Genomic DNA, 21,171 nt, shown 5'->3' on the forward strand with positions numbered 1-21,171 from the left:
GCGAGGCTAAGCTCTAAAAGGGGAGTGAGTCTTATCTTCAATGAGGTGATGGATGGTTGAGTCACAGCAAAAAGCTACGAAACCGGAGCTGTACGAAAAACTGATAGACCGTCTCGCAATGGCCTTGGACACGGCCAAAACAGCCGGACGGCTGCGTGATGAGCGTCCCCTGGAGCTGGAACTGCGTGGTTTGAGCCCCGCAGAGTTTGAACTGGTCAAGGCCTATCTGGATCGTAGTGAACGTGAAACGCACGGATGCTTGTCAGCAGCAGTGAAGCAACTCGAGGCACCACGTTCGGCCAAGATCATCTGGCTCAAGGATAAGGCACCCGGCAAAGGCGCGGTAAAGGTCCGGTCTTTGCAGTTCAAGTAAGGGCACTTGAAGCCATGGAAAATGGTTTTTTGAAACAAAGTCCTTCGACATTTGTTGTCGCATTGCGTCAACCCACCTAGGCTTCGGGCATCTATGGAGATGCTCGATGCCTTTTCGTTATTTCATTAAACAACTTCTATTGCCGCCCGGCATTCTGTTGCTGTTGCTGGTACTTGCCTGGTGGTGGCGCCGCTCGAGGCCGAGGCTGGCGGGGTTGTGTTTCATTCTGGGCGTGGGCGGCTTCTGGTTGATGAGCTTGCCGGTGGTAGTGGAGTGGAGTGCCAAGGCGCTGGAGCGCGAACCGCCGCTGGCGCGCGAGGAATGGGCAACCTTGGGCCGACGGGCGGACGCGATCGTGGTGCTGGGCTCAGGGCGTGAGCGGGGCGATCCGGCTTGGGGCGTTGACCAGCCGACCGGCGTAGGCCTGGGGCGTGAGCGCTATGCCGCACGCCTGGCCAAGGCGTCCGGCTTGCCGATTCTGACCAGTGGTGGTCTGCATTACGGCACACCACCGACCGAAGCGAAGCTGATGGCGGACTCATTGCTCGATGATTTCGGCGTGACGGTGCGTTGGCAGGAAGGACGCAGCCGCACGACCTGGGAAAACGCGCAATTCAGCGCCCAGGTGTTGTTGCCGGAGGGAGTCAAGCGGGTGGTGGTCGTGACTCAGGCCTGGCATATGCCGCGAGCGGTCTGGAGTTTCCAGCAGGCCGGATTTGAGGTGGTGCCCGCGCCAGTAGGGTTTTTAGGCGTGGACAATGCCCGGCCGCTGGGTGGCTGGATGCCGGAGTTCAAATCGATCTGGCAGAGCGGGCAGTTGATGAATGAGGCGGTGGGGCAGATCGGGTATTCGTTGTTTTATCGAGACGATGTTGACGCTGATTGATATTGTGCCTGTGATGCCGCCTTCGCGAGCAAGCCCGCTCCCACATTTAATCTCTGTCGTTCACACATTATGTGTTCACAGAAGATCCAATGTGGGAGCGGGCTTGCTCGCGAAGCTTTTAAACGGTCTTCGCCATCCGGTTCGCCACTAATGCCCAACCAAACAACAACACGCAACTGATGATCAACGGCCACGAGCGCCATTCCAGATAGGGCGTCAAGTTGTGCATCGGCACCACTTCGCCATACAGAATGCCTTGTTCGAACTGCGGGATCTGCACAGTGATCTGGCCAAACGGGTTGATCAGGCCGGTCACGCCGTTATTGGTGGCACGGATCATCCAGCGGCCGGCTTCAAGTGCGCGCATCTGCGCCATCTGCAAGTGTTGCAGCGGGCCGATCGAGGTGCCGAACCAGGTGTCGTTGCTGATGGTCAGCAGCAAATCGCTACGGGCGGCGAGGCTGGCGGCGAATTCCGGATAGACCACTTCGTAGCAGATGAACGGTGCAATCTGATAACCCTTGGCTTGCAGCAGCGCTTGATCGGCCGGCCCTCGGGCAAAGTCGGACATCGGCAGGTCGAAGAAAGCGATCAGGCCACGCAAGACTTCCTGCAGCGGCACGTATTCGCCGAACGGCACCAGTTTTTGCTTCAGGTAAGTGCCATCGCCCTCACCGACGACGGTAATGCCGTTGAAATAGCGCTTCTCGTGATGGAGTTCCTGGCGAATCGGCACGCCGGTGATCAACGCGGATTTACGCTCGGCGGCGAAGCTTCCCATCATGTTCAGGTAGCCCTCGGCGGACTCCTTGAGCACCGGGACCGCCGTTTCCGGCCAGATCAGCAGGTCGACGCGTTTGGAGCTCAAACTCATGTCGCGGTACAGCGCCAGCTGCGCATTGAGCTGCGAGGGGTCCCACTTCATGCTTTGTTCGATGTTGCCCTGAATCGCCGCGACGCTCAGTGGTGCGCCTGCCGGGCTGGTCCAGGCATGTTCCTTGAGCGCCATGCCGGCCACCCATGGTCCTGCCAGCAGTAACACGCCGACAGCGATGAAGCCTTTACGACCAGTGCGTACCAGGCGCGCAGCGTTGTAGATCAGCGCAGCCGTCAGGGCCAGGGTGAAGGAAATCAGCCACATTCCGCCGACCGGCGCGAGCCCGGCCAATGGGCCGTCGAGTTGGCTATAACCGGAATAGAGCCATGGGAAACCGGTAAGGAACCAGCCGCGAAAGGCTTCCTGGCCCACCCACAACGCCGCAAATGCCAAGGCATCGGCCAGCGGCGCTTCATTACGGCGCAGCCAGCGCGCCCAAATCCAGGCGGGCAGGGCGAAGAACCAGGCAATCGCCGCGGTGAACAGCAGCATCAAGAATCCGGCCAGCAGCACCGAGGCGCCGCCGAAGTTATGAATGCTGTAGTAGATCCAGCTGGTGCCCGCGGCAAACAGGCCGAAACCAAAACACCAGCCACGACCCAAGGCCTGACGGGGGCTCAGTTCGCGCAAACCGGCATAAAAGAAACCGGCCGCCAGCAAGGCCAGCGGCCAGATATCGAACGGTGCCAGGGCCAGGGTGGTAAGTGCACCGGCCGCCATGGCCAGCGAGTTACCGGGCCAGCCGGGGCGGGTCATCCAGTGCATTTCTTTCCTTAATTTTTACCGGGCAATGGGTGTCAGACGCAGCAAGTGAATCCGACGGCTGTCGGCGTTCAGGATGCGGAAGCGATAGGCGCCGATTTCAGTGATTTCGTTGCGTTTTGGCAAGTGCCCGAACGCGCTCATCACCAAGCCGCCGACGGTGTCGAATTCATCGTCGGAGAATTCGCTGTCGAAGAACTCATTGAAGTTATCGATCGGCGTCAGGGCCTTGATCAGGAAGTCACCGCTGGGCAGCGGCTTGATGTAGCTGTCTTCTTCGACGTCGTGTTCGTCTTCGATGTCGCCGACGATCTGTTCCAGCACGTCTTCGATGGTCACCAGACCGGCCACGCCGCCGTATTCGTCAATGACGATGGCCATGTGGTTATGGTTGGCGCGAAACTCACGCAGCAGCACATTCAGGCGCTTGGACTCGGGCACGAAGGTCGCCGGGCGCAGCAGGTCCTTGATGTTGAAGCTGTCGCCGTTTTCCTTGAGGATCAGCGGCAGCAAGTCCTTGGCCAGCAACACACCCATCACGTCATCATGGCTTTCGCCGATCACCGGGTAGCGGGAGTGGGCCGAGTCGACCACGGCCGGCAGGAACTCGCGAGGTGTCTGGGTCGCCTTGATGCTGATCATCTGCGAGCGCGGGACCATGATGTCCCGTACTTGCAGGTCTGCAACCTGGATGGCGCCTTCGACGATGGCCAGCGCTTCGCTGTCCAACAACTTGTTTTGATGTGCGTCGCGCAGCAGCTCCAGCAGCTCCTGGCGGTTTTTCGGCTCGTGGGCAAAAGCCTGGGTGAGCTTACCCAGCCATGACTTCTGCCCGTTGCTCGATCGATCTTCGCTCATAGCGATTACTCTGAATCCTTTGTTGTCACGATTGGGGATGTGTCTGTTTCGTCGTCCGCATAAGGGTCTGGATGACCCAGCTCTGCAAGCAACGTTCGTTCCAGTGCTTCCATCTCTTCGGCTTCATCGTCATCTATATGGTCGTAACCAAGTAGATGCAAGCAGCCGTGAATGACCAGATGCGCCCAGTGGGCCTTTGATTCCTTGCCTTGTTCCGCCGCTTCGCGCTCGACCACCGCTATGCAGATCACCAGATCGCCGAGCAGGGGAATATCGAGAAACTCATCGGGGACATCGGCCGGGAACGACAAAACGTTGGTGGCGTAGTCTTTCTGCCGCCAGGTGAAGTTCAGCTCGCGTGCTTCTTCCTCATCGACCAGACGGATGGTCATTTCGGAATCGGCGGTGCGCTGGCGCAGAGCCAGTTCGCACCATTGACGGAATTCGGCTTCGCTTGGGGCAGACGCTTCGCTAGCCAGTTGCAGGTCAAGCTCAAGCATCGGGGCGAGTGTCCTTGGGGGAGGGCTTCGCCGTTTCGTCGGCTGTGCGATTTTCGAAGCGCTCGTAGGCTTCGACGATGCGTTGCACCAACGGATGGCGCACCACGTCCTTGGGCATGAAGTGGGTAAAGCTGATCCCCGGAACGTCCTTGAGCACCTCGATCACATGATGCAGCCCGGACTTGGTGCCTTTCGGCAGGTCGACCTGGGTGATGTCGCCGGTGATGACCGCCGTGGAGCCGAAGCCGATACGGGTCAGGAACATTTTCATCTGCTCGACGGTGGTGTTCTGGCTTTCGTCGAGGATGATGAAACTATTGTTCAGCGTACGACCGCGCATGTAGGCCAACGGCGCGACTTCGATCACTTGGCGCTCGATCAGCTTGGCCACGTATTCGAAGCCGAGCATTTCGTAGAGCGCGTCATAAAGCGGGCGCAGGTACGGATCGATTTTCTGCGACAGGTCACCCGGCAGGAAGCCGAGCTTTTCGCCCGCTTCAACTGCCGGACGAACCAGCAGAATGCGGCGAATCTGCTCGCGTTCCAGCGCATCGACCGCGCAGGCAACGGCCAGATAGGTCTTGCCGGTACCGGCCGGGCCGATGCCGAAGTTGATATCGTTACCGAGAATTTCCTTCACATAGCGCACTTGATTCAAGCCGCGAGGGCGAATCATGCCTTTCTTGGTGCGCAAGGCGACGGACGGTTCGGCGGGAGAATGATTGTCCAGTTCCTCGACAGCTGATTCCTGCAGGAACAGGTGGACCATGTCTGGCGACAGCTCGGTACCTTTGGTTTCCCGGTACAAGCGGCGCAGCAGGTTTTCCGCGGAGGTGGTGTGCTTGCGCTCGCCGATCAGTTCGAACTGATTTCCGCGGTTGCGGATCTCGATCGCGAGGCGCTGTTCGATCAAGCGCAGATGCTCGTCGAATTGCCCGCACAGATTGGCGAAGCGGCGAGCTTCAAAAGGCTCGAGGATGAAACGATGTGGTTCTATGGGTGCGTTCAAGGTCGTATTTAGCCGCCCAAGGGCAATTATGATGAATCAAGGATAGCGCCAGTCGCCTGGGTGCGAAAGCTCTTAAACAAGATCCAGGCTGGCGCGTGATCTGTGGCGAGGGGGCTTGCCCCCGTTCGGCTGCGAAGCAGTCGCAAAATATTCGGGACCGCTTCGCGATCCAACGGGGGCAAGCCCCCTCGCCACAAAAGCCCGGCTCCCACAGGTGACGAGGTGTTACTGGAGCAGCGAGCCCCGTAGCGAGTGCGGTTGCGCGGCATCGATGTGCACATCGGCGAACTGGCCGATGAGGGTCGGATTGTCGCAGCGGAAGTTGACGATACGATTATTCTCGGTCCTGCCTTGCAGTTCACCGGGGTCTTTTTTCGAATAATCGGTGACCAGAATCCGCTGAATGGAGCCCACCATTTGTCGGCTGATCTCGAAACCTTGCTGGTTGAGGCGATGTTGCAGGGCGTTCAGGCGTTCTTTTTTCAGTTCTTCCGGCGTTTCGTCGGCCAGATCGGCGGCCGGCGTGCCAGGGCGCTGGCTATAAACGAACGAGTAGGAAAAGTCGAAACCTACATCTTCGATCAGCTTCATGGTCTGTTCGAAGTCTTTTTCGGTCTCGCCCGGGAAACCGACGATGAAGTCAGAACTGATGCAGATCCCCGGTACGGCAGCCCGCAATTTGCGCAGCTTGGATTTGTACTCCAGTGCGGTGTGGTTGCGTTTCATCGCCGCGAGGATCCGGTCAGAACCCGATTGCACTGGCAAATGCAGGTGTTTCACCAGTTCCGGCACGTCGGCGTGGGCCTGGATCAGACTGTCGGAGAATTCCAGCGGGTGCGAAGTGGTGTAGCGAATCCGGTCTATGCCATCGACAGCGGCCACTACCCGGATCAATTCCGCCAGATCAGCCAGGCGGCCATCGTGAGTGGTGCCGCGATAACCGTTGACGTTCTGCCCCAGCAAGGTCACTTCGCGTACGCCGTTTTCGGCCAGGTGAATGATCTCGGCAATCACGTCGTCGAACGGTCGGCTGACTTCTTCACCGCGGGTATAAGGCACCACGCAGAAGGTGCAGTACTTGCTGCAGCCTTCCATCACCGACACGTAAGCGCTCGGCCCGTCGATGCGCGGCTCGGGCAAGTGGTCGAATTTTTCGATTTCCGGGAACGAGACGTCGACTTGCGGCAGTTTGGTAGCGCGCGCGGCGTCGATCATTTCCGGCAGGCGGTGCAGGGTCTGCGGGCCGAATACCACGTCTACATACGGAGCGCGATCACGGATGGCCGCACCTTCCTGACTGGCCACGCAACCGCCGACGGCGATGACCATGTCCGGGTTAGCCAGTTTCAGTTCGCGCCAGCGGCCCAGCTGGGAATACACCCGGTCCTGGGCACGTTCGCGGATCGAGCAGGTATTGAGCAGGATCACGTCGGCATCTTCAGCGCGAGCGGTGACTTCCAGGGCCTGGTGTTCACCCAGCAGATCGACCATGCGCGAGCTGTCGTACTCGTTCATCTGGCAACCGTGGGTTTCGATGTAAAGCTTCTTGGCCATGGACAGAGTCATCACGTGATTCAAAGAACCGCGCATTATAGGGAACATGCTCCCAGGTTCCTACCGTTGCGCGTCCGGCGGCTATGCTATAGTTCGCGCCCTCATTTTTATCCCCGATGTGTTATCCGCCCACCATGACCAAACGTGAAGCTCCAATCTACAAGGTGATTTTCCTCAACCAAGGCCAGGTGTACGAAATGTATGCCAAGCAGATCTATCAAAGTGATCTGTGGGGCTTCCTGGAAGTGGAAGAGTTCGTCTTTGGCGAGCGCACGCAAGTGGTCGTCGATCCGAGCGAAGAGAAGCTCAAGGCTCAGTTCGAAGGCGTTGTACGTAGTTTTGTACCGATGCATTCGATTGTGCGCATCGACGAGGTCGAGCGCCTTGGCACCCCGAAAATCAGCGAAGCCCGTGGCGCGGTCGGCAATGTCATGCCGTTTCCGATGCCGATGCCTGAGAAGTAAAGCCACGGATTGAGTGGCTGGGTTTGTTGTGGCTAGTGGTGCTTGTTGTGGAGGGAGCTTTTGTGGCGAGGGGGCTTGCCCCCGTTGGGCTGCGAAGCAGCCCCTAAATCAGCCTCCGCCACCTTCCAGACAGACCGCGTGTGCTGATTTTACGACTGCTGCGCAGCCGAGCGGGAGCAAGCTCCCTCGCCACAGGGGCCAGCTTCAATTCAAGGCAGTGGCGAGAAAGGCGTACGCCCATCGGCGCTCTGCAATTCCATCAAGTATTTACGGAAAATTTGCCCCAGCACCTGGGTAGCGACTTCCAGATCTTCGCGGGGCATTTTTTCGGCGACTTCGTCGGCGGTGTCCAGCGCCTCTTCGGCACCATTGACTGCGGCCATTTTCAGCACGATATACGCCTGGACGTTATTGGCCGGTACGCCTTCGCCATGGAAGAACATGGTGCCGAGTTTGAATTGCGCCTGGGCGTGGCCTTGCAGCGAGGCCTTTTCGAAGTAGCTCAGGGCTTGATTGAGGTCGCGCGGCGCGTTTTTGCCGTCGTAGTAGAACTCACCCAACTCGTATTGCGCTTGCGCATCCCCTTCGTCCGACGCTTTCTGACAGGCGGCGAGCGCTTGCGTCAGGTCTTGCGGCTGAGTATTGAGGGTGCAGCGACCCATCGCCGGGATCAACAACGAGTTGCCGCCTGCTTGTGCGAGCGCGAGCAGGGGCTGAAGGAGCAACAGGCAGCCCAATGCAAGGGTGCGGCCGGTGCGGTTCATGGGAATCGACTTACCTCTGAAGGGCGCGTGGACCCATCGAGGGGATCCAATAAGCGCGCATTATGAAATAAGCAGGGCCAACCTTACAAAGTCTTTACTCGTTTTTCTGCTGCGCGGGGGATATATCGCCCACATTGCGGGGGATTATTGGCAGATGAACAGGAAAAAGGGCGCGGATGCAGGTGAAAGCTGACGCTGGCAATGGCCAACGTCAGCGTTACAGCTTTATTTCAATGCGGCGAACGCACGCTCGGCAGCGTCCAGTGTCAGTTTCAACTCGGTTTCGCCGTGGGCGATCGAGGTGAAACCGGCTTCGAAGGCACTTGGCGCCAGGTATACGCCGCCTTCGAGCATCAGATGGAAGAAACGCCCGAACAGTCCGGCATCGCTGGCCATCACGTCATCGAAGGTCACGATGTCGTCGGCGCCGCTGAAGTACAGGCCGAACATGCCGCCAGCCTGAGTGGTCACGAACGGAATGCCCGCGGCATCGGCGCGCTGTTGCAGACCATCGAGCAGACGGCTGGTGTAGTCGCTCAACTCGGCGTGGAAACCAGGACGGCTGATCAGGCGCAGCGTGGTCAGGCCCGCCGCCATCGCCAGCGGGTTACCCGACAACGTGCCGGCCTGGTAGACCGGCCCCAGTGGCGCGATTTGCTCCATGATCTTGCGTTTGCCGCCGAAGCAACCCACCGGCATGCCGCCACCGATGATCTTGCCGAAGGTGCTCAGGTCTGGCGTAACGCCGTAATGGGCTTGGGCGCCACCGAGGGCGACACGGAAACCGGTCATCACTTCGTCGAAAATCAGCACCACGCCGTGCTTGTCGCACAGGGTCCGCAGGCCTTCCAGGAAGCCCGGTGCCGGCGGTACGCAGTTCATGTTACCGGCCACTGGTTCGACAATGATGCAGGCCACGTCCTGGCCGACTTCGGCGAGCATGGTTGCTACCGCGTCGATGTCGTTGAATGGCAGGGTCAGGGTGTGTTTGGCGAATGCCGCTGGTACACCGGCCGAACTTGGTACGCCTTGGGTCAGGGCGCCAGAACCGGCCTTGACCAGCAGGCTGTCGGAATGGCCGTGGTAGCAGCCTTCGAACTTGATGATGCTGTCACGGCCGGTAAAGCCACGGGCCAGGCGGATGGCGCTCATGGTCGCTTCGGTGCCGGAGCTGACCATGCGCACCATTTCCATCGACGGCACGATCGAGCAGACCAGATCGGCCATTTCGGTTTCCATCGCGGTCGGGGCGCCGTAGGACAGGCCGTGTTCCAGCTGTTTGCGCACCGCGTCCAGCACGTCCGGATGGCTATGTCCGAGAATCATCGGCCCCCAGGAACCGACGTAATCCACATAACGCTTGTCGTCTTCGTCGGTGACGTAGGCGCCTTCGGCGTGTTTGAAGAACAGCGGCGTGCCGCCAACACTCTTGAACGCACGAACGGGCGAGTTCACGCCTCCGGGAATGTGTTTCTGGGCATTGGCAAACAGGGTTTCGGAACGAGACATGATCGGGCTCTCAAAAAATCAGGATTTGAACAATTCGTTAAAGGCGCGGGCGCGGCGTGTCACTTCAGCCGGGCTGTCGGCGCCAAACAGGCCATGCACCACCGCCAGCAAGTCGACCCCGTGGGCTACCAGCGGCGCAGCGTTGTCCAGCGTGATGCCGCCGATCGCGCAGATCGGCAGATGCAATTTGCTGCGGGCCTGATCAAGCAGTTCGAGGCCGCAGGCCGGTGCGCCGGGTTTGGTATTGGAATTGAAGAAGCGACCGAAGGCGACGTAACTGGCGCCTTCTTTGGCGGCTTGTTCGGCGAGTTCGAGTTGCGCGTGGCAGGTCGAACCGATGATCGCCTGACGACCGAGCAGTGCCCGAACCGGCATCAGAGGGCCATCGGTCTGACCCAGGTGCACGCCGACATTCAGGCGCGCGGCCAGTTCGGCGTCATCGTTGATGATCAGATGAGTCTTGTAGCGTTCGCACAGATCGCGCAGGGCTTCGGCCTCACGCAGGCGACGGGCCTCGTCACTGCTTTTGTCACGGTATTGCAGCAGGGTGACGCCGCCTTCGAGCGCCGCCTCTACGTACGAAAGAAATTTACCGGCCAGTAACTGGCTGTCGGTAATGGCGTACAGGCCACGTAGTTTCATCGGACTATGCCTCTGCGCTTCACGCATAGAAAGTTACAAACAGAAATCCAGCGGCAAGCGGCGCGGCACGAACTGGCCTTTGCCCAGTTGCTCCGCATCACGCAAGGTGCGCCAAGTGTAGTCAAGCGCGGTCTTTACGGCACTGGCGAGGTGTTCACCCTGGGCCAGGCGACCGGCGAGGGCGCTGGCCAGTGTGCAACCGGAACCGTGATAACTGCCGGGCAGGCGCTGGCAGGTAAAGGTTTCGCGGCGACCGTCACGGCTGTACAGGCGATTGTGTATTTCGTGTTCGTCGCCATGACCGCCGGTGATCAGCAGGTGTTTGACGAACGGCAGGAGTTTTTCAGCGCACTCGTCCGCGGTGCCTTCGGGCAGTTCGGCGAGGATGCGGGCTTCGGGAAGGTTGGGGGTGGCAATGATCGACAGCGGCAACAGGCGTTCGCGCATGGCGTAGCCGACTTCGTCCTTGCCCAGTCGTCCACCGCCGCCGGCGCGCAGTACCGGGTCGCAGACCACCGGCAAATGCGGATGCGCCGAGAGCAGTTCGACCACGGTGTCGACCATTTCCAGGGAACCGAGCATGCCCAGTTTGACGGCTGCGACTTCAGAGTCGTTGAGTACGGCGTTGGCCTGGGCCAGCACCCACTCGCGATCGAGAACGCGGAAGTCGGTGACGTTGACGGTGTCTTGCACGGTCAGGGCGGTGACGGCCGGGGCCGCATGACAACCTTGAGCAAGCAGGGCTTCGATATCTGCCTGCAAGCCGGCGCCACCACTAGGGTCGTGGCCGGAGAGGCAGAGGACAACGGGGCGAGAGCTGTAGATATTCATGGTGCGCGAGCTTACCACCAAACATGTTTTTCCGGTGCGCGCGCGCATCGAAGCCGATTGCGCAACGAGCAAAAGATCGCAGCCTGCGGCAGCTCCTACATGGACCGCGGATCGATGCAAATCCGTAGGAGCTGCCGAAGGCTGCGATCTTTTGATCTTTCTGACCAAGCCAACAGCTCTAACTCAATGTATAGAGCTGGAACGCCTGTTCTAGAGCCTTCGCAGGAAAAATTTCAATGGTGTTCAATGGCCACCAACGGCTATGCTAGAGTGGATCCAAACCAATAACAGGTAATACCGGTTTTACGTCTACTCAAAAGGAATGGGGGGCTTCCTGACACAACCGGACAGGCCACGCTGGGGCTTAAATGCGCTATTTGCTGATGTTGCTGTTGTGCTTGCCCCTCCTGGCGAGCGCCGTCGAGTTCGACGAGTTCACCCAGAGCCTTCCCCTGGGCCGAACGATGCAGGTTTATGAAGACGCGGGCGGTCAGGCGACCATCGCCGATATCCGTGCGCAAGCGGCGGCCGGGCAGTTCAAGCGTCATGATAAAGCCACTCTGAACGCCGGTTATTCGCGTTCGGCGTTCTGGCTGAAAATCGACCTGCAATACCGCCCGACCAACCCGTCGGCGCAACGGAGGTGGTTGCTGGAGCTGGCTTACCCGCCCCTCGATCACCTTGATCTGTACGTGCCCGATGCTGGCGGTGAATATCAATTGGTCCGACAGACCGGCGATGCGTTGCCGTTCGCCACTCGCGAGATCCGCCAGAACAACTATCTGTTTGGTCTGAACTTTGCGCCCGAGCAGGCGCAAACCGTGTATTTGCGTCTGCAAAGCCAAGGCTCCGTGCAGGCGCCTGTCACGTTGTGGTCAAGCACCGCTTACCTCGAAGAGCAGCCGGTGCGGCTCTATGTGCTGGGGCTGATTTACGGTGTGTTGTTGGGGATGCTGGTCTATAACCTGTTCATCTTTCTCAGTGTGCGCGACACCAGCTACCTCTATTACATCGTTTATATCGCCTCGTTCGGCTTGTATCAGTTGTCGGTGAACGGCGCGGCCGTGGAGTATTTCTGGCCCGACAATCCATGGTGGGCGAACGCCGCGACGCCGTTCTTCATCGGCTGTTCAGGATTGTTCGGCAGCCAGTTCGCCCGCAGCTTTTTGCAGACGGCCACCCACAGTCGCTGGCTCGACCGTTTGCTGCTGGCGTTGATTGCGTTCAGTGCGCTGGTGGTCGGATTGTCATTGATGACCCATTACGCCCTGGCCCTGCGTCTGGCGACGTTGCTGGCGCTGGTCTTCACCGTCGTGATTTTCGCCGCCGGGATTTTCGCCTGGTGGCGTGGCTTGCGGGTCGCGCGGTATTTCATCATTGCCTGGTCGGCGTTTCTGCTCGGTGGTGTGGTCAACACTCTGATGGTCCTGGGTTACTTGCCCAACGTATTCCTGACCATGTACGCCAGCCAGATCGGCTCGGCCATCGAAGTGGCGCTGCTGTCCCTGGCCCTGGCCGATCGTATCAACGCCATGCGCGAACAACAGGCGCAAACCCTGTTTGATGCCGGCCAGAAGCTCGAAGTGTTGAACCAGCAATTGGCTCACAGCAACAAGCTCAAGGACGAATTCCTCGCCACTCTGACCCACGAACTGCGCACGCCCATGAATGGTGTCATTGGTTCGCTGGAGCTGATGCAGACCGTCGAGATGAACCCTGAGCTGGAGCAATACCAGCAAACGGCCGCCGGTTCGGCGCGGGACATGATGCGCATGGTCAACGGCATTTTGACCCTGACCGAGTTGCAGGCCGGCAAGCTCAAGGTCTACCCGGACACCTTCAGTTTGCGCGGTGTGGTCGAGGCCTTGCGTCTACAGTTCGATGGCAATGTGTCGAGCAAGTCGCTGGATTTCAAAGTCGAGGTTACGCCCGGGCTGCCGGATCGCTTGCACGGCGACAGCGGCAAACTGACGCAATGCCTGGAATGCCTGCTGGATAACGCGATCAAATTCACCCGGGTCGGCGGATTGGCGTTACGGGTGACGGGCAAACCGGTGACGCCTGATCGGCTGGCGCTGTCCTTTGCGGTGATCGATACCGGCATTGGCTTTACCGATTTGGACGAGGCAACGCTGTATCAGCGCTTCTTCCAGGTCGACGGTTCGATGACCCGTGAGTACGGTGGTCTGGGCGTTGGCCTGGCCATTTGTCGGCAACTGGTCGAATTGCTCGGCGGGCGCCTGAGTCATCGCTCGGAACCGGGGCGCGGCAGTCGCTTTCAACTGGACGTCGAGTTCGAGCTGCCGCTGCCGGTGGTGGAATCTGCGCCCGCAATCCCCCGACAAACCACCGACCTGCGTTTGCCTCAGGACTGCACGGTATTGCTGATCGATGACAACAGCATCAATCAATTGGTGATGCGTGGCATGTTGCTCAAGCTGGGGTTTCGCGTGCGCACCGCTGACAGCGGCGTCGCTGCGCTCGATCATTTGCAGCAAGAGGCCGTTGACGCGGTGCTGCTCGATTGTCAGCTGCCGCCGCTGGACGGCGCCTCGATCTGCTGTCGGATCCGCGCCTTGCCGGGTTGTGCCGAAATACCCGTGTTCATGATTTGCCTGAGTGCGGATCGGGCCTACTGCCCAAGCGATACCTTGGTCGACTACCTGAACAAGCCGGTGAAATTCGAAGATTTGCAGGCGGCGCTTTATCGGCGGGTGCTCTGTTCGGGATAAGGCGAAAGCGCCGACAGTTAGGCAGATATGCCACTTTGTTCAACCTCGGGGCGGTGCTTAACTGAAAGTCCCTTGGCTGACCAAAGGAGCCCCGTCATGAACCTGCATCAGTTCGCCGAAACCCACGAAGTCACCAATCAGCCGCCGTCGCTGGACGGCGCCAACCTCTATCGCATCGACCTGCCATTGCAGGAATGGTCGCGGCGTTTCGATGCTGGTTGGGCCGAGTCGCGGATCGATGCTTACGGCGCATTGGCCGGCGGGCCGCTGATGGAGGCGGGGTTTGCGGCCAATCAGAACAAACCGGTATTCGTCAGCCATGACCGTTACGGCCATCGCATCGACCTGGTGGAATTTCACCCGGCTTATCATGAGTTGATGCGCACGGCGGTGGAGCATGGCCTGACAGGTTTGCCCTGGACCGACCCGCAATCGGGCGCTCACGTTGCCCGCGCGTCCATGACCTATTTGCACAGTCAGGCTGAAGCCGGCAGCGGTTGCCCGTTGACCATGACCTTCGCCAGTGTCCCGGCGATGCGCCTGCAACCGGATCTGGCCGAACAATGGCTGCCGAAAATCCTCGCCACCGAATACGACCCGCGCAACGTCGGCATGGCCCACAAGGCCGGGGTCACCATCGGCATGGCCATGACCGAGAAACAGGGCGGCACCGACGTGCGGGCCAACACCACCAAGGCATATCCGGTCGGCGCCAGTGGGCCCGGTCAGGCGTATGAACTGGTGGGCCACAAGTGGTTCTGTTCGGCGCCGATGTGCGACGCCTTTCTGACCCTGGCCCAGACTGACAAAGGCTTGACCTGTTTCCTGCTCCCGCGCCATCGCCCGGACGACACACGCAATCAGTTCTACATCCAGCGGCTGAAGAACAAACTCGGCAATTGGTCCAATGCCTCCAGCGAGGTGGAATTCCGTGGCGCCCTGGCCTGGATGGTTGGCGAAGAGGGCCGGGGCGTTCCAACCATCATCGAAATGGTCGCCATGACCCGCTTCGATTGCATGGTCGGCTCCAGTGCGCTGATGCGCCAGGCGCTGACCCAGGCCAGCCATCACTGCGCCCACCGCAAGGTCGCAGGCAAATTGCTCAGCGAGCAACCCTTGATGCAAAACGTGCTGGCCGACCTGGCCCTGGAAAGCGAAGCAGCGTTGGCCTTGAGTTTGCGCATGGGCCGGGCGCTGGATCATCTGGATGACGATCACGAGGCGAAATTCGCCCGACTGGTGACGGCGGTGGGCAAGTACTGGATCTGCAAACGCGCGCCCGCGATGATCAATGAAGCTGCCGAATGCATGGGCGGCGCCGGTTATGTCGAAGAAAGCATCCTGCCGCGTCTGTACCGTGAGGCCCCGGTCAACTCGACGTGGGAAGGTTCCGGCAACGTGCAATGCCTCGACGTGTTGCGCGCATTGTCGAAAGAGCCGGGTGTGCTTGATGTGTTGTTCAGCGAGTTGGGCGACGGTCATGGCGACAAACGTCTGGCGGCGCACATCAGCCAGTTGCGAACCGCGTTCAAGGACACCGACGACATTCAATACCGCGCCCGCCAACTCACCGAAGACATTGCCTTGGGGCTTCAGGCCAAGCTGTTGCTGGAGGCGGGTAATGCGGCGGTCAGTGATGCTTTCATCGCCAGCCGTCTGGGTTCGGCCGGTCGGGTGTATGGAACATTGCCGCGCGGGCTGGATGTGGAAGCGATTGTGGCCCGGTCGACGCCGCAAGGGTTTTGAAGGGCGAAAAGATCGCAGCCTTCGGCAGCTCCTACAGGTGTACGACGAACTGATGTAGGAGCTGCCGAAGGCTGCGATCCTTTTTCACTGTTCCCGTCGGACGATGATGCAGGCAAGATGAAGGTCTGCAAGTCAGAACACAGGAAGCTGATCGTGACCGAAGCGTTTATTGTCGTTCAAACCGCCGAGCAAGCCGTGGATCGGCTTGCTGCCTTGCACGAGCGTGCAACCACCGCGCTGAATCAGGCGCTCAAGCGTTATCTCAAGGATCGCGTCGAGCCGGACGCAGAACAGCGGGCTCTGTTTCGTTATCCCGAATTGCGTCTGACCTACCTTTGCCAGGGTGAAGTCCCACAGACCACTCGCGCCTATGCCAAGGTTCAATTGCCGGGGACCTACAGTGTCACCGTCACTCATCCCCGGGCTTTCCGCAAATACCTGTTGGAACAACTCGTCCCGTTGATGCACGACTTCACCGTGACCGTGGAAGTCGGCGTCAGCCAGCAGAACATCCCTTATCCGTACGTGGTCGAGCAGGGCGATGAACTGGCCGGTTCCGGCGTTACGGCGGCGGTGCTGGCCCGAGTGTTCCCGAGTACGGATTTGTCGGCCGCCACCGATGGCATCGCCGATGGCTTGTACGACTGGGAAAACACCGACCCGCTGCCGCTGGCCCTGTTCGACGCCGCGCGGGTGGATTTCTCCCTGCGTCGACTGGTGCATTACACCGGCAGCGACTGGCGCCATGTGCAGCCGTGGATTCTGCTGACCAACTACCACCGCTACGTCGACCAGTTCATCGTTCATGGCCTGGCGCAACTGCGCAACGACCCGCGTTTTGTGCGCATGGTGTTGCCGGGCAATGTGATCATCGAAAAGGACATGGATCACGGCGAAGCGTCGGCGATCGCCGCCGGCGTGGTCTGGCACCGTTACCAGATGCCGGCCTATCACCTGATCGCCAGCGATGGCCATGGCGTGACCCTGGTGAACATCGGTGTCGGTCCGTCCAACGCCAAGAACATCACCGATCACCTGGCGGTGCTGCGTCCGCATTGCTGGCTGATGATTGGTCACTGCGGCGGCTTGCGTCAGTCGCAGACCATTGGCGACTACGTGCTGGCCCACGCGTACATGCGTCGCGACGGGATTCTCGACCGGGTCGTGCCGCCGAATATTCCGATTCCGGCCCTGGCTGAAGTGCAGATGGCGTTGCAGCAAGCGGCGGCCAACATCACCGGTGAGAAGGGCGACGAGCTGAAGAAGCGCCTGCGCACCGGCACCGTGTTGACCTACGACGACCGTAACTGGGAACTGCGCTGGGCGCAGGAACGTCCGCTGATCAACCTGTCCCGCGCCGTGGCGGTGGACATGGAAAGCGGCACCATCGCCGCGCAGGGTTACCGCTTGCGGGTGCCATACGGCACGTTGCTCTGCGTATCGGACAAACCGTTGCACAGCGAAATCAAACTGCCGGGTTCGGCCAACGCCTTCTATGAACGCGCGGTCAGCCAGCACTTGAAGATCGGCATCGAAGCGGTGGATCTGTTGCGCACCGAGCTCAACTCGCTGCACTCGCGCAAACTGCGCAGCTTCGACGAGCCGCCATTCCGCTGATTTGCGATGGTCATTTAACGGTCAGGCTACTAGCATTAGCAGCCCTGACCGTTAGATGTTCCTTTCCTCATGTCTCGTCCACAACGCCCCGTCTCTCGCCGCCCTGGCGCGAACAACCCGCAATCAGCCCCGCGCCGTGTCGCCAAAGCCCCGCCGGCCGAGCCGAAGCTGATTCTTTTCAACAAACCGTTCGATGTGCTGACGCAATTCAGCGACGGCGAAGGGCGGGCGACGCTCAAGGACTTCATCGAGATTCCGGGAATCTACCCGGCAGGGCGGCTGGACCGCGACAGCGAAGGCTTGCTGCTGTTGACCAATGACGGCCAACTCCAGGCGCGGATTGCCGACCCGAAACACAAATTGGCCAAGACCTATTGGGTGCAAGTCGAAGGCGAACCAACCGCCGAGCAGTTGCAGCGCTTGCGCGATGGCGTCGAGTTGAACGACGGCATGACGTTGCCGGCCGAAGCGCGGCAATTGGATGAGCCGCAACTGTGGCCGCGCAATCCGCCAGTGCGCTTTCGTAAAAGCGTGCCGACAAGTTGGCTGGAACTGGTGATTCGCGAAGGCCGCAACCGTCAGGTACGACGCATGACCGCGGCGGTCGGCTTGCCGACGTTGCGTCTGGTGCGGGTCAGAATCGGTGACTGGTCGATCGAAGGGCTCGATCAAGGGCAATGGAAGGAAGTGCCAGCGCGCTTATAGCGTGCCGGATTCAATCATGCCGATGACCACGCTTTTGATCACAAACGCGGCCACGCCCAGCCCCAGTACGAAGAACAGAATGAACGAGCCGAAGCGCCCGGCCTTGGATTTTTTCGCCAGATCCCAGACGATGAAACCCATGAAAATGATCAGGATGCTGACCAGTCCAGTCATCATCCACTCTTCGAGTACTGCAGGATCCATTGAACATCTCCGGCGCAGGTGGGGCTAAAAGGCGCTGGAGTATACGCCATGGGGGATTGGCGGGGCATTGACCTGCGGCAGTGTGTCGCAGCTATTCATCGCCCTGGCTGACTCGCTCTTGTAGGAGCTGTCGAGTGAAACGAGGCTGCGATCTTTTGATTTTGCTTTTAAGAACAAGATCAAAAGATCGCAGCCTCGTTTCACTCGACAGCTCCTACGGTCCTACGGTCCTACAGGTCTCAACTGCGTAAATGAGTGAGCGGCAACTCGGTGCTGTTGAGCACTTGGTTCAACACAAAACTCGACCGCACGCTGGTTACCCCTTCAATCCGTGTCAGGTGTCCCAATAGCAGTTTCTGATAGTGGTCCATGTCTGGCACTACCACTTTGAGCTGATAGTCCGCATCCATCCCCGTCACCAAACTGCATTCCAGCACTTGCGGCAAGGTGCGAATGGCGGCTTCGAAGTTCTCGAACCGCTCGGGAGTATGGCGGTCCATGCCGATCAGCACGTAGGCGGTCAGGCTCAGGCCGAGCATCTTGCGGTCCAGCAGGGCGACCTGGCGGGTGATGTAACCGTCGTCTTCCAGCTGCTTGACCCGCCGTGAGCAAGGCGAAGGCGACAGGCCGATGCGTTCGGCCAGCTCCTGATTGGAGATGCGCGCGTCGCGCTGTAATTCCGCCAAAATGCTCAGGTCGTATCGGTCGAGTTTGCTCATCAATCAGGCCTTTGTCATAACTATTGCGGCGGATTATCTATCCTGAGTTAAAAATTGCGCAAGTGATGTTTATTTGAGCAATCTTCGCAATCCTCTGCCGGCGCGCCCGGCCTATTCTTATCACCAGAATCACTGCTCGGACAAACAGTCCAGTGCGGCTCGCCCAATCAGGCCAGCTGCGGTCGCCACCCCCACCGGGGCTGTGTCGGCCCCCGAGCTACACACTGTCCAGAAGACGGCGTGAGGTGAGCCGACGTCATAAGCGTCGAGCACGGACGAAGTTCTCAAAGGGAGGCCGACGGGTCTCCCTTTTTTCTTGCCCGGAATTTATGGGCGACCCTCAATAAATAAGTTGCGTGACTGATAACCTGTTGCAGAACCGGCCTGTGCTTTCCCCGTCTTACGTATAGGCCCCTAATCCGCAGTGAGGAAAAGCATGAAGTCGCGCATCTGGCGTTTGGCCGGTGTTGGTTTGCTGTGTGTGAGTGTCACTGCGCAATCGCTGGCCGATGAACCGCAAATCCGTGGGCCCGATGGGGGCCAACGCGGGCCGGATCATCAGGGCAAAGGCCAGGGCCATGACGGTAACAACCAGCCCCGGCCGCAGAACAACGACATCATTCGTGGCGACAACAGCCGTCAGTTCGAGCTTCACGACCAGAATCAGGGCGGCGAGCGTCAGAACCGTCCGTCGCACGATCCCAATGTCCAGGGCCGACCCCCGCAACAACCCGGTAACAATCTGCCGATCCAGGGCCGGCCCGATACGGTGCACCAGACCCAGGAACCCCGGCGTGGCTACTATCAAGACGAGCAGCCGCCTAACTATGACAACCAGCACTGGCAGACTGGCGGGCAGGGCTCACGTCATGATGATCGTCGCTGGCCTGGTCGCCCGGATGGGCGCGGCAATGGCTGGGGCCCCGGCCCACAGTATCGCCCGGGGTACGTGATCGACCGCTTTCCGGAGCGCAACTACCGCGTGCCGTATCGTGGCCAGGATTATTTCTATTCCGGTGGTTATTGGTATCGCCCACAAGGCCCGCGTTACGTGGTGGTTCAGCCGCCGCGCGGGATTCGGGTCAGCTACTTGCCCGATTACGCGCGTGAAGTGTGGATTGGCGGTGCGTTGTTGTTCCTGGCGGCCGGCGCGTATTACGCCTATCAGGAGAGCACTCGGGATTACGTCGTGGTCGAACCACCGATGCAGCCGCAACCGGTGAGCAGTGGTTATGACGTGGTGGCGTATCCGGCCAACGGCCAGTCGCCGGAGGAGGTCAGTCGGGACGGTTACGAGTGTTATCGCTGGGCCGTGGAGCAGAGCGGTTTCGATCCGCGCGCCGTCACCTATCAACCGGCCCCGTCGGTGGTGCAAGCCTACCGACAGGCCCAGGGCAACTGCCTGAGCAGTCGCGGTTATCAGGTTCAGTAGCAGCTGCAAGCTATAAGCCTCAAGCCTCAAGCCTCAAGCCTGGAGCCTGGAGCCTGGAGCCTGGAGCTTAAAGCTTGTCGCTTGAAGCTGCTTTCATAGGGTCGGCGTGCACCAGCACTTCGGCTCGCGGGTAGGCGGCATGGATCGCATCGGCGACTTGATCGCTGATGCCGTGGGCGACTGACAGCGTCAGCTCCCCCGGCAATTCCAGATGCAATTGCACAAACCACTGGTTGCCGGAGATCCGCGTGCGCAGGTCGTGGGCGCCCAAAACCCCCGGTACGCTGCAGGCCAGTTCAAGCATATGCTGGCTGACATCCGGCGGCAGTTCTTCATCCATCAGCACCGCAAAGCTTTCCCGGGCGATATGAATGGCGCTCCAGAGGATGTAGGCGGCGATCCCTAACCCAAACCAGGGGTCGACTTGATGCCAACCAAACCCGGCCAGCACCAGCGCCACCAGAATGCTGCCGTTGAGCAGCAGGTCTGAGCGGTAATGCAGGGAGTCGGCACTCACGGCGTTGGAACCGGTAGCCTTGATCACCCGATGCTGCAACATCAGCAGGGCCACGGTCAGGGCGAGGGAAAACACAATCACCCCGATGCTGAGCCACGCGGCGCTTACCGGCTCCGGATGTTTCAACCGTTCGATCGCCTGCAACGCAATCAGCACCGCACTGCCGCCAATGAACAGCGCCTGAGCCATGCCCGCCAATGATTCGGCTTTGCCATGCCCGTAGCGGTGATCGTCGTCGGCCGGGCGCAAGGCGTATTGCACGGCCAGCAGATTGAGCAACGAGCTGACGCCATCGAGTGCCGAATCGGTCAGCCCGGCGAGCATGCTCACCGAACCGCTCAACCACCAGGCGATGGCTTTGGCGACGATCAAGATGCACGCCACCGCCACCGAGGCGCGCGTCGCCAGCCGCAGCAGGCGGGCGTGTTCGGTACTGCTGGTCATAAGTGCGGCTTTTCCTTTTTGGTGCA

General features: G+C 59.9%; 20 protein-coding genes. 8 read left to right on the forward strand and 12 right to left on the reverse strand.

All coding sequences use genetic code 11. The annotated features are described in order from the left end of the window. Positions 1–52: 52 nt before the first annotated feature. The gene (locus ABH909_RS07290; protein WP_429431654.1) at positions 53–373 is read left to right on the forward strand and encodes a hypothetical protein; all 321 of its coding nucleotides are present in this window, start codon (positions 53–55) and stop codon (positions 371–373) included. A gap of 106 nt (positions 374–479) precedes the next feature. Continuing rightward, positions 480–1,259, forward strand: coding sequence for a YdcF family protein (locus tag ABH909_RS07295; protein WP_429431657.1), 780 nt, complete (start codon positions 480–482; stop codon positions 1,257–1,259). Positions 1,260–1,377: 118 nt separating this feature from the next. Here the strand turns inward: ABH909_RS07295 and lnt are convergent, their stop codons facing one another. From lnt to miaB, 5 genes are all read right to left on the reverse strand, one after another. Then, positions 1,378–2,901 carry an apolipoprotein N-acyltransferase gene (gene lnt / locus ABH909_RS07300; RefSeq protein WP_429431660.1) on the reverse strand — a complete coding sequence of 508 codons (1,524 nt, stop codon included), beginning with the start codon at positions 2,899–2,901 and terminating at the stop codon, positions 1,378–1,380. Between the two features lie 15 nt (positions 2,902–2,916). Continuing rightward, a complete protein-coding gene (locus ABH909_RS07305) occupies positions 2,917–3,756 on the reverse strand; it encodes an HlyC/CorC family transporter (RefSeq protein WP_007894419.1) in 840 nt (279 codons plus the stop codon). A gap of 5 nt (positions 3,757–3,761) precedes the next feature. Continuing rightward, positions 3,762–4,256 (reverse strand): rRNA maturation RNase YbeY, encoded by a 495-nt coding sequence (gene ybeY / locus ABH909_RS07310; protein ID WP_429431663.1) that lies wholly within the window; start codon positions 4,254–4,256, stop codon positions 3,762–3,764. After that, the gene (locus ABH909_RS07315; RefSeq protein ID WP_095633901.1) at positions 4,249–5,265 is read right to left on the reverse strand and encodes a PhoH family protein; all 1,017 of its coding nucleotides are present in this window, start codon (positions 5,263–5,265) and stop codon (positions 4,249–4,251) included. The genes ybeY and ABH909_RS07315 overlap by 8 nt, the downstream gene beginning before the upstream one ends. Positions 5,266–5,490: 225 nt before the next feature. Further along, entirely contained in the window at positions 5,491–6,819 is a 1,329-nt protein-coding gene (gene miaB, locus ABH909_RS07320) for a tRNA (N6-isopentenyl adenosine(37)-C2)-methylthiotransferase MiaB (protein WP_429439770.1), read from the reverse strand. Between the two features lie 134 nt (positions 6,820–6,953). On the opposite strand from miaB, the gene ABH909_RS07325 reads away from it, so the two are divergent. Continuing rightward, positions 6,954–7,283: a DUF1820 family protein gene (locus ABH909_RS07325; RefSeq protein ID WP_007894425.1), complete on the forward strand. Its 330-nt coding sequence runs from the start codon at positions 6,954–6,956 to the stop codon at positions 7,281–7,283. Between the two features lie 209 nt (positions 7,284–7,492). On the opposite strand, the gene ABH909_RS07330 is transcribed toward ABH909_RS07325, so the two are convergent. The 4 genes from ABH909_RS07330 to ABH909_RS07345 all read right to left on the reverse strand — a co-directional run bounded on the left by ABH909_RS07330 (position 7,493) and on the right by ABH909_RS07345 (position 11,029). Beyond that, positions 7,493–8,047, reverse strand: coding sequence for a tetratricopeptide repeat protein (locus ABH909_RS07330; RefSeq protein WP_008070087.1), 555 nt, complete (start codon positions 8,045–8,047; stop codon positions 7,493–7,495). 225 nt (positions 8,048–8,272) lie between these two features. Continuing rightward, complete coding sequence (gene hemL, locus ABH909_RS07335) at positions 8,273–9,556, reverse strand: glutamate-1-semialdehyde 2,1-aminomutase (protein WP_007894429.1); 1,284 nt, start codon at positions 9,554–9,556, stop codon at positions 8,273–8,275. A gap of 18 nt (positions 9,557–9,574) precedes the next feature. Beyond that, entirely contained in the window at positions 9,575–10,198 is a 624-nt protein-coding gene (gene thiE, locus ABH909_RS07340) for a thiamine phosphate synthase (RefSeq protein ID WP_123498585.1), read from the reverse strand. A 33-nt stretch (positions 10,199–10,231) separates the two neighbouring features. Next, the gene (locus tag ABH909_RS07345) at positions 10,232–11,029 is read right to left on the reverse strand and encodes a hydroxymethylpyrimidine/phosphomethylpyrimidine kinase (RefSeq protein ID WP_429431667.1); all 798 of its coding nucleotides are present in this window, start codon (positions 11,027–11,029) and stop codon (positions 10,232–10,234) included. A 368-nt stretch (positions 11,030–11,397) separates the two neighbouring features. Here ABH909_RS07345 and ABH909_RS07350 point away from each other — a divergent pair, with 368 nt between their 5' ends. The 4 genes from ABH909_RS07350 to ABH909_RS07365 all read left to right on the forward strand — a co-directional run bounded on the left by ABH909_RS07350 (position 11,398) and on the right by ABH909_RS07365 (position 17,829). Continuing rightward, positions 11,398–13,761 carry a 7TM diverse intracellular signaling domain-containing protein gene (locus ABH909_RS07350; protein ID WP_429431670.1) on the forward strand — a complete coding sequence of 788 codons (2,364 nt, stop codon included), beginning with the start codon at positions 11,398–11,400 and terminating at the stop codon, positions 13,759–13,761. A 96-nt stretch (positions 13,762–13,857) separates the two neighbouring features. Further along, a complete protein-coding gene (locus ABH909_RS07355; protein ID WP_429431673.1) occupies positions 13,858–15,507 on the forward strand; it encodes an acyl-CoA dehydrogenase family protein in 1,650 nt (549 codons plus the stop codon). Positions 15,508–15,624: 117 nt separating this feature from the next. Beyond that, positions 15,625–17,124 (forward strand): AMP nucleosidase, encoded by a 1,500-nt coding sequence (gene amn / locus ABH909_RS07360; RefSeq protein WP_162131364.1) that lies wholly within the window; start codon positions 15,625–15,627, stop codon positions 17,122–17,124. A gap of 69 nt (positions 17,125–17,193) precedes the next feature. Continuing rightward, positions 17,194–17,829, forward strand: a complete 636-nt coding sequence (locus tag ABH909_RS07365; RefSeq protein ID WP_429431677.1) for a pseudouridine synthase — start codon at positions 17,194–17,196, stop codon at positions 17,827–17,829. Here ABH909_RS07365 and ABH909_RS07370 read toward each other — a convergent pair. After that, positions 17,824–18,033, reverse strand: a complete 210-nt coding sequence (locus ABH909_RS07370; protein ID WP_429431680.1) for a DUF2788 domain-containing protein — start codon at positions 18,031–18,033, stop codon at positions 17,824–17,826. The genes ABH909_RS07365 and ABH909_RS07370 overlap by 6 nt on opposite strands. 239 nt (positions 18,034–18,272) lie before the next feature. Then, positions 18,273–18,752, reverse strand: a complete 480-nt coding sequence (locus ABH909_RS07375) for an Lrp/AsnC family transcriptional regulator (RefSeq protein WP_007894448.1) — start codon at positions 18,750–18,752, stop codon at positions 18,273–18,275. A gap of 436 nt (positions 18,753–19,188) precedes the next feature. On the opposite strand from ABH909_RS07375, the gene ABH909_RS07380 reads away from it, so the two are divergent. Beyond that, a complete protein-coding gene (locus ABH909_RS07380) occupies positions 19,189–20,184 on the forward strand; it encodes a DUF6515 family protein (RefSeq protein WP_429431683.1) in 996 nt (331 codons plus the stop codon). Between the two features lie 67 nt (positions 20,185–20,251). On the opposite strand, the gene ABH909_RS07385 is transcribed toward ABH909_RS07380, so the two are convergent. Beyond that, positions 20,252–21,145, reverse strand: a complete 894-nt coding sequence (locus ABH909_RS07385) for a cation diffusion facilitator family transporter (protein WP_429431686.1) — start codon at positions 21,143–21,145, stop codon at positions 20,252–20,254. Between the last annotated feature and the right edge of the window lie 26 nt (positions 21,146–21,171).

Origin of the sequence: Pseudomonas sp. BS3782 TE3695 (assembly GCF_050435305.1) — a bacterium.
Taxonomy (GTDB): Bacteria; Pseudomonadota; Gammaproteobacteria; order Pseudomonadales; family Pseudomonadaceae; genus Aquipseudomonas.